The organism is Roseobacter sp. TSBP12, assembly GCF_009129705.1.
Taxonomy (GTDB): domain Bacteria; phylum Pseudomonadota; class Alphaproteobacteria; order Rhodobacterales; family Rhodobacteraceae; genus Celeribacter; species Celeribacter baekdonensis_A.
In genome coordinates, this window is record NZ_PYIB01000039.1 from 36,546 (window position 1) to 45,019 (window position 8,474).

The 8,474-nt window shown below is 62.0% G+C and carries 6 protein-coding genes; 3 read left to right on the top strand and 3 right to left on the bottom strand.

All coding sequences use genetic code 11. The features are described 5' to 3' along the window. The first annotated feature begins 153 nt into the window (after nt 1-153). From mobC to C8029_RS11295, 3 genes are read left to right on the top strand one after another with little or no spacing between them, the layout of a single operon-like run. On the top strand, nt 154-717 hold the full coding sequence (gene mobC, locus C8029_RS11285; protein ID WP_007803319.1) for a plasmid mobilization relaxosome protein MobC: 564 nt from the start codon (nt 154-156) through the stop codon (nt 715-717). Further along, nucleotides 704-3,052, top strand: coding sequence for a relaxase/mobilization nuclease domain-containing protein (locus C8029_RS11290; RefSeq protein WP_007803321.1), 2,349 nt, complete (start codon nt 704-706; stop codon nt 3,050-3,052). The genes mobC and C8029_RS11290 overlap by 14 nt, the downstream gene beginning before the upstream one ends. Then, nucleotides 3,045-5,000, top strand: a complete 1,956-nt coding sequence (locus tag C8029_RS11295) for a type IV secretory system conjugative DNA transfer family protein (protein ID WP_040545947.1) — start codon at nt 3,045-3,047, stop codon at nt 4,998-5,000. Before C8029_RS11290 ends, C8029_RS11295 begins: the two co-directional genes overlap by 8 nt. A gap of 225 nt (nt 5,001-5,225) precedes the next feature. Here the strand turns inward: C8029_RS11295 and C8029_RS11300 are convergent, their stop codons facing one another. From C8029_RS11300 to merA, 3 genes are read right to left on the bottom strand one after another with little or no spacing between them, the layout of a single operon-like run. After that, nucleotides 5,226-5,552, bottom strand: a complete 327-nt coding sequence (locus C8029_RS11300; RefSeq protein WP_040546036.1) for a YnfA family protein — start codon at nt 5,550-5,552, stop codon at nt 5,226-5,228. A 56-nt stretch (nt 5,553-5,608) separates the two neighbouring features. Then, complete coding sequence (locus C8029_RS11305; RefSeq protein WP_007803574.1) at nt 5,609-6,961, bottom strand: dihydrolipoyl dehydrogenase family protein; 1,353 nt, start codon at nt 6,959-6,961, stop codon at nt 5,609-5,611. A gap of 22 nt (nt 6,962-6,983) precedes the next feature. After that, nucleotides 6,984-8,414, bottom strand: coding sequence for a mercury(II) reductase (gene merA / locus C8029_RS11310; protein ID WP_040545982.1), 1,431 nt, complete (start codon nt 8,412-8,414; stop codon nt 6,984-6,986). Between the last annotated feature and the right edge of the window lie 60 nt (nt 8,415-8,474).

Sequence of the window (8,474 nt, forward strand, 5' to 3'; positions counted from 1 at the left end):
AAGGACGGAAAATCGCCCCTGCAGGGCGATTTTCTACATTGAGTACAAGCCCTTATGGTCGACTCCACTTGCGTTGGGAGTCGGCGGGCTTGTACGAAGTTGGCAAGAAATAGGAACGTTAACTTCAAAATGCCCCGCCGCCGCAGACTGTCAGTGATCGAACGATCGACCATCTCCCAAGAGCGCCGGAACGGCGTCTCCGCGGTGTCGTTGGCAGCCCGCTACGATGTCAGCCTGAAGACGATCTACAACGTGGTGAACCACTGGGATGAGCGTCAGACAGCGAACGGCAGCCGATCGCGGGTTGTGGGGATCCGGGTCTCGGACGACGACCTGCGCCGGTTCGACGCGGCGCTGTCGCGGCGCGGGATTGCGCACCGCTCGGATGCCATGCGCCGCCTGATGCTGGCGGCCGAAGGTGTTTTCCTGCCCGACGACGAGATGTGTGACGAGTTGCGCAACCTCGGCGCCGCGCTCAACCGGGTCGGCAACAACGTGAACCAGATCGCGCGACGTCTGAACGAGGCCAAGGTGCGGGGCGAGAGACTGTCCTACCCGGCCTCAAGTCACCGTGACGTCCGCGCCCTTGCGGGTCTGGTCTTCGATCTGGCCGACCAGGTCCAGGAGATGTCGCGTGCGCGGCGCAGCGTGCTGGACCTTGAGATCAGCTCTGCCCTGGCGGGCCTCGCCGAGAGGAATGAGAATGGCGCGGAGTGACCGGGTCCGTGGCATCGACCCGGCGCTATTTGACCGCGGCTGGAGCCGAGTTTCGGGATCCTGGCAGGGGCTTTCCAGGGGCGCGCAGATGGTTCGGGCCGCGCGCGGCTATTCGCCAGCGATCTTCAAGGCTATCTCGAAAGGGGGCTGTCACACCGGGGCGCAGCTACGGGCTCAGCTCACATATCTCACAACAAAGTCGACCCATATCCTCGACAGTCGCGGCACCCATGACGGGAAGAAGCAGCTCTCGGAAGCCGAGATCAACCGAGTGGCGCGGCGGTTCGAGAACCAGTGGAACGAGCGCTACAGCCCCAAGCTTGGCCATACGTCGCATCTGCTGATGGCATTCCCGGTTGGGACCAGGGGTGAAGAGGTGCGCGATATCACCCAGGCGGTCTGCGAGAAGTTCTTTCAAGGTGAGGGGTCGCAATTCGACTATATTGCTGCAATACACCAAGATCGCGCGCATCCACATGCGCATATTGTTCTGAACCGCCGCAGCAAGGATGGCGAAATGTTCTTTCTCGGGAAGGATCATCACTTCAACTACGACGCCTTTCGCGAGGCGATGGTCGAGGCGGCCCGGGTTCATGGGATCCGCCTTGAGGCGACGCGTCGTCTGGATCGCGGCGTCACGACCTACCGCGCCGAGATCGATGAAATCTACAAGGCTCGCGACGAAGGTCGTCCCCCAGTTGAGCGCCAGAGAACCGGCGCGGACCTGGGGGCCGCTCTGGAAACCGTCAGGCACAAGGCGTTGATCTACCGTGGGCTCGCGGCGGAGGCGTCACGTTCGAATTTCGACGACGTGGCCGAAGCGCTCGAGCGGGCCAGCACCATCCTTGCCAGTGGCGGTCAGATGCAAGCTGACGGAGCCATCTACATGTCCCAAGACGAAGCAGCGTTCGACACGCTGATCACCGAGTTTTCTCAGAACATTCGCCAGATCGAGGCGGCGATCGACAGGGCGCCGGCGGCCGAGAGGCCGGTGATCGAGCGCAAGCTGACCGACGTTCTGGCCTCGGTCGCGCATTTGAACCCGCTCGGGGATCGCTCCGCCGCCCTGGTCGATGCTCCGTCCCGGGACGGCATCTATGCAAGGCCAAACGCCAGTGAAGATCACCTCGCGCGTCTTGACGATGGAGAGGTGGCACCAAAGCTGGCCGAAGCGTTGCAAGGCACGGGCATCGATGCCGAGGCTGTGGCCGCGCGCCTGCGGGAGGGGGCAGGCAATGCCGCATTGGAGCGCCAGTGGCTGGCACAGGATCTGCAGGGGATTGCCAAAGCAAGCGACCTCGATCTGGAGAAATCTGCGGACCGGGAAGACGCGCTCGACCGGCTGGAAGCCGTGCATGTTCGGCTGGGCGATGTTTTGACCGATGTACGCGTCCTGCGCGCGCCAACCGAGGTCGACGAGGTGGATGACGCTGAGGCAGCGCTTGGTGAACGGTTGACGACACCTGGGAGTGATCTCGCGCAAGATGGGTCCGACATCTTTGCCCCATCGGAGCGGCAGGCGTTCAGAGCGCTGGTGGCGCAGTTCCGCCGGACGGATTTCGATCATCCGTTCTTCGACGACCCGTCCGTCCGGCGGGCAGGTGCCGTGGAGGTTGAAGAGGCCCGCGCCGCGTTCGACGTCTACGCGCAGAAATCGCCGCAACATGCCGAACTGGCCTCAATGGCCTGGGAACAGATCACCGACAGTCGAATGCCGCCGCAATATGCGGTATCCGAGCAGGACCGCACGCTTCATGCTGGCGACATGGACCTCGCCTTGCGGGATCCTTCGGATCATCTCGGTCCGATTGCCGAAGAGCTCCGCACCCTCGCCCGCTATCGCACGGAGATGCCGGATGATGAATTCGGGAAGGCCGTCCAGGACGAAATCAATCACCTTCGTTCGCTAGGCGCGTCGCGTGCCTATATCAGCGAGCGCAGTTTCGAGATCGAGGACCAGGCGCGACAAGACTACGCCGAGCGCCGGTATCTGGAAGAGACAGCGCCAACCGTCATGGCCTTTGTGCGAAACGCCGACGTCGAGGGCCCGCTCTCCGAGTCAGAGCAGCAGGACATCGTCCGGCAGATAAACGAGCGACTAAGCCACGACGCAATCGACGCGCTGCGGGCCGGTAACGCGGACGTCCTGGACACATTCACCGAGGATCCGCTGCGCCAGCTGGAACTCGCCAAGACCTATCTCCAGAGCAGCGAGGTCACTGCGCACGGCCCGGCGATGGAGCGCGTTCTCGATGCATTGGCGGAAGAACAGATAGAGGCGCAGCGCGCACGCCACGCTGCGGCAGATGGCGAGAAGGGGATCACCCATGGATAAAGGCAAGATTGCCTTAGGAGTGTTGAGCCTCGTGCTGGTCGGTCTCGCCATGGGCTATGTCGTGGCGACCGGCTTTGTCATGTTCCGCTATGGGCTTTCTCCCACCCGTTTCGACGTCACCCTGCTTGCCCGCGAATATCGGGGTCTGTCTCAGTCTGCACCGAAAGACTTCCTCTGGGTGAACCTCATCCTTGGCAGCTTCGGCCTGGCATCGCTGATGCTGAGCGTCACGCTTCTGGGGGATGCATTGACCCGCTTCGGGACGACGCATTGGCAGACCCGCAGCGAGATGAACAGGAACGGTTTCTTTGCCAAGCCCGACGGTGGCTTCCTTCTGGGCAAGCTCGGCTCCCCGAAATCCAAGCGCCCGTTCCTAGTCTCAAAAACCTTCCCCCACGCGCTGATCGTGGCGCCTACAGGCCGGGGCAAGGGCGTGGGGTTCGTGATCCCGAACCTGCTGACCTACAAGGGCTCCGCCGTGGTGCTCGACGTGAAAGGCGAGAACTTCCGCGAGACCTCGCGCTTCCGCGCCAGCATGGGGGACAAGGTTTTCCGCTTCGCGCCGACCGACTGGGACCGACCAACACATCGCTATAATCCGCTGGCGCGCATTGCTGCCATGACCAACCCCGACCGGCAGCAGATGGAGCTTAAACTCACCGCGAAGCTCTTCCTGCAGACCGACAACGAAAAGCTGAGCGGCCTTCTCGCAGGCGGTATCGACTTGTTCGTGGCGGCCGGTCTTCTGGCCTTCGAGCGCGGCGTGCCGACCATCGGCGAGATCTACCGCATCACCGCCTCGGGGGGCGACAAGCAGAAGGAATATCTGAAGCGTTCGCAGGAGGTGAAGAACACCTCGGCCAAACTGATCTTCGAGCGTATGGCCTCGACCAACAACGACACCCTCACCTCCTACCTCTCGCTTCTCATGACATCGGGTCTCGACACCTGGGACAACCGCGCGATCGACGCGGCCACCGCGACCTCTGACTTTTCCTTCCGGGATATCCGCCGTCGCCCACATGCGATCTATCTTGCGGTCGAATCCGAGATGATCCGCCCGCTTGCCCCGCTGATCCGCCTCTTCTTCTCGGACCTGATCGCCTCGCTGCAAGCACAGGAACCCGGCGATGACGAGCCCTGGCCGGTGATGATCATGCTCGACGAGTTTGACCGGCTCGGGAAAATGCCAATCGTCGCCGAAAGCATAAAGACGCTGCGCTCCTTCGGCGGCAACCTCGCCATCGTGACCCAGACGATCCCGGCGCTGGACGAGATCTATGGTGAAAACACCCGCAGGTCGCTGCAGGGCGGCGCCGGGGTAAAGCTCTACCTCACCCCGTCCGAGCAGAAGACCATCGAGGAATTGAGCCAGGCTGTCGGCAAGACCACCAAGCGTGTGGTGACCCGCTCCCGTGCTGTTGGACGCAATCCATTCGAAGGGCGCAGCGTCTCGGAGAGGACAGAAGATACCCCGCTCCTGACCGAGGATGAGGCCCGACGCATGGACCTCGACGAGGTCATCCTCGTGATCGACGCGCAGATGCCGATCCGGGCAAGAAGGGTGAAGTATTTCGAGGACCCGGCGTTGAAGGTTCTGCACGCCTGTCAATCGGGAAGCTTCCCATATCCGGACGAGGACGGCCTGCGGCGGGATCGGCAGATGTCTGAGACCCGGGAAACGGTGGAGAGGTTGAAGCAAGAACTGCAGGAAGTGCGGGCGGCTGCGGGACCGCGGGAAGTCGGCCACAATGTGCCTAACGCATCGAAAACTGACCCTGTCAGCGCAGCGAAGGCCCGCGGCCGCGCGGCTCGTGCTGCTGCAAGCGGAGGTGGCCAAGGTCAACTGTCGCTTGATGTTGAGGGCCTAGGTATCACGAACACAGACCGGACAACGCTTGCTTCGGCAGTTCAGACAACGAGAGCTATCATCGCGGAGCACGGATGAGTTTCGCAGGAGTTGACGTTCATTCTCCTCGCGGCGAATGTAACTGAAGAGCCCACTTTGACCGATGCTGCGTAAAGGATGTATCGCTGCTTTCGAGGGCGGTAGAAAACCTGCTTGATCGCAGCCGCGATGCGGAGGGAAAGCAGCGCCGAGTTGTCGGAACGCGTGAACCAAAAGGCGATCTAATCGAACGATTCAGCGCTTCACCCCGTCTGCGGCTGCCTCTCAAATACTGCGCGGTGCCCAGAGAATAATACCCGCACCGACAAGGCAAATGACCGCTCCAACTACATCCCATTGATCCGGGCGATGCCCTTCTACGCCCCATAGCCACAGCAGGGACGATACGATGTAAACGCCACCGTAGACTGCATAGGCGCGGCCCGCCTGATCGGCGGGGCTGAGCGCCAGTAGCCAGGCGAAAGCGGCAAGGGACAGCATGCCCGGTGCCAACCAAAACACGCTCTTGTCCAGCCGAAACCAGGCCCAGAAAGCAAAGCATCCGGCAATTTCGGCCAGCGCAGCGGCGAAGTAGATAAGAACCGTCTTCATCGGGCCAGACATACGTTCCGAGGAGGATCGGGTCTATTGCGAAAAATCTTTCAAATTCAGAGAAGCGAGCCCAAATCCGATCCAACACTTGGATAGGCCGCCGTCATCGACTTAAGTTGCTTGGCCGCCAGGCCCAGCTTGATTGCCAGCCCGAAGAAATTGATCAGTTCGCCGTATTCCGGGCCGAACAGGTGCGCGCCGAGGATCTTGCCGTTCGACTTGTCCACGAGGACCTTCGCGGCAGCAGAGGTCTCGCCGATCCGGTAGTTCGAATACCAATCGCCAGTGTCGGTGAACCGAACATCGACATCATACCCGGCGTCCCTTGCCTCACTTTCCAACATACCGACACGCGCCACTTCCGGGACTGTGAAGACGGCTGTAGGAATACCGGCATAATCCGGTGCGGTCTGAGTGTCTTTGAGCATGTTGGAGGCCGCGACCTTCCCTTCGATCACTGCGACTGGCGTCAGCGGCATGCCATCGGTGTCGGCGCAATCTCCGGCGGCAAAGACCGCGCTGTTCGTCGTGCTTTGCAGATGCGGGGCTACAACGATGCCCTTGTCGCTGTAATCAACACCAGCCGCCTCAAGATTCAGATCGGCCAGGGCTGCCACACGGCCCGCGCCATGCACGACCAGATCGGTTTCGATTGTTCGGGTTTCATCGCCCGACTTCACCTCGACAGTGAATGCTCTACTGGCTTCCGAGACCGACACGATTTCGGTTTCGCGCATCAGGTCCACGCCGATACCGCCGCTGCGGTCGATCAGCATTTCGACCAGATCGGGATCGAAGCCGCGTAAGGGCCGGGCGCCACGATCCACGATGATCGGGTTGGCTCCGGCCCGTGCGGCGATATGCGCAAACTCGAAGGACACGAAGCCGCCACCGATAAAAAGAACCCGATTGGGAAGGGCCTCCAGGTTGAGGAAATCCGTGCTGTCGATCACGAGATCGGCCCCTGTGAAGCTCAGCGGCCTGGGCATGGCACCGGCGGCCACGAGGAACCGTTCCGACTGATATGCCGTTCCATCGACCTCCAGCGTGTTGCTTCCCGTGAACCGCGCGGCTCCATGCAGGGTTTCGACGCCGTTGCCCGACAGGCCCTTTTCCATCTTGTCCGGCACGGGATCGGTGAAGCCACGCTTGTGTGCCATCAGATCGGCCCAGTTGATCGACAGATCACCGGGATCGATCCCCTTGCCCTGCATGAGCCGTGCCGCGTCCATGATTTCCGCACCGCGCCGCAGGATTTTCTTTGGATCGCAGCCGCGCAATGCGCAGGTGCCGCCGTAGGGCAGCGCATCGACAATGGCGACACGCCATCCTGCCGCGCCACATTTGTTGGCCGCGGCCACGCCCGCCATGCCCGCCCCGATGACGATCAGGTCGTAGTCTTCATTCATTCTCCGGTCCTTGTCCTGATCTTCATCCGGCGCAGCAGCTCAACTTTGCCACGTCCATATCGAAGGTTTGCGCCGCCAGCTTCAGCCCTTCCACGGTCGTCAGATAGGGGAAGATCGTCTCCCCGAGCGCCTTTGTGGTCATGCCAAACTTCAGCGCCATAACGAGGGTCTGGATCGTATCGGACCCCTCGGGCGCGATGATCTGGCCGCCAAGCAGCCGGTCGGACTTTCTGTCCGCCACCAGCTTGATCAATCCGCGCGTGTCGCGTGCGGCCAGTGCGCGCGGCACCTGATCGAGCGGTACGATGGACGTCTTGACGTCGAGGCCCGCGTCCCGCGCCTGGGCTTCACCGAGACCGACGCCCGCGACCTGCGGGTCGGAAAACACCACCCAGGGCATCGCGGCGTTGTCGTAGCGATGGTCTTCGCCGAGAACCGCATTTTTGGCCGCGAGCTTTGCACCATAGGCCGCCATATAGACGAACTGGTCGCGGTCGGTCACATCGCCTGCGGCATAGATGCCGCGCACCGATGTCTGCATGTCCTCGCCGACGACGATGGACCCACGCGCGTCGGTTTCCACGCCGATTGCGTCCAGGCCCATATCTTTGGTATTGGCCCGCCTGCCAGCGGTCGAAACGAGGTGATCCGCCGTCACTTCGACAGGCTTTCCGTTCTGGATCACGCGCAGTGTCACGCCCGCGTCGTCGCGGCGCACAGTGTCGTAGCTTAACCCGGTCAGAAGAGTGATGCCTTCGGCCTCGAACGCCGCCGCCAATGCCTCCGAGACCTCTGGTTCCGCGCCGGGCAACAGATGCGAACGGGCGACAAGCGTGACCTTCACGCCCATGCGGCTCATCATCTGGGCCAGCTCCGCGCCGATGTAGCCCGCGCCGATGAAGATCAGGCTTTTCGGCAGTACTTCGAGTTCCAGAAGACTGGTGCTGTTGAGCGCGCCGATTTCCTCGATGCCGTCGATGGTCGGCAGAACGGGACGCCCGCCCGTGGCGATGATGGTCCTCGGTGCTTTCAGGGTTCGCTCACCGACTGTCACGCCACCTTCGATCAGCCGCGCGGGACCGGCGTCGATGTAATCGACATCCTCATATTCCGGCAGAAGGTCCGCGTATTTCTTCTGGCGCAGGGTCGTGACCAGATCGTCCTTGGACTGAACGAGCGTCTGCCAATCATCCACTTGTGCCCGTCCCGACAGGCCGGGGAACCGCTTGGCAGCCCCCGCACAGTGCACGGCCTCTGCCGCACGGATCATCGCCTTGGAGGGCACGCATCCCACGTTGACGCAAGTTCCGCCGATGGTGCCATGTCCTACGAGGGCGACACGCTTTCCGGCATCCGCGCCGGTAATTGCGGCGGAGAACCCCGCCGATCCGGCCCCAAGAACGATCAGGTCATAGCCGCCCTGTTCATCGTCGGTTTTGTTCAGGTCTTTCATCTCAGCGCGCCTCGCCATGTTCGGGGTCTTTTGGTCTGGTGTCGCGTAGCCCTTAATTGT

Excerpts from the sequence above, each read along its gene's own strand:
- C8029_RS11290 (WP_007803321.1), top strand. The coding sequence starts at position 704 with ATGGCGCGGAGTGACCGGGTCCGTGGCATCGACCCGGCGCTATTTGAC.
- C8029_RS11295 (WP_040545947.1), top strand. The coding sequence starts at position 3,045 with ATGGATAAAGGCAAGATTGCCTTAGGAGTGTTGAGCCTCGTGCTGGTC.
- C8029_RS11300 (WP_040546036.1), bottom strand. The coding sequence starts at position 5,552 with ATGAAGACGGTTCTTATCTACTTCGCCGCTGCGCTGGCCGAAATTGCC.
- C8029_RS11305 (WP_007803574.1), bottom strand. The coding sequence starts at position 6,961 with ATGAATGAAGACTACGACCTGATCGTCATCGGGGCGGGCATGGCGGGC.
- merA (WP_040545982.1), bottom strand. The coding sequence starts at position 8,414 with ATGAAAGACCTGAACAAAACCGACGATGAACAGGGCGGCTATGACCTG.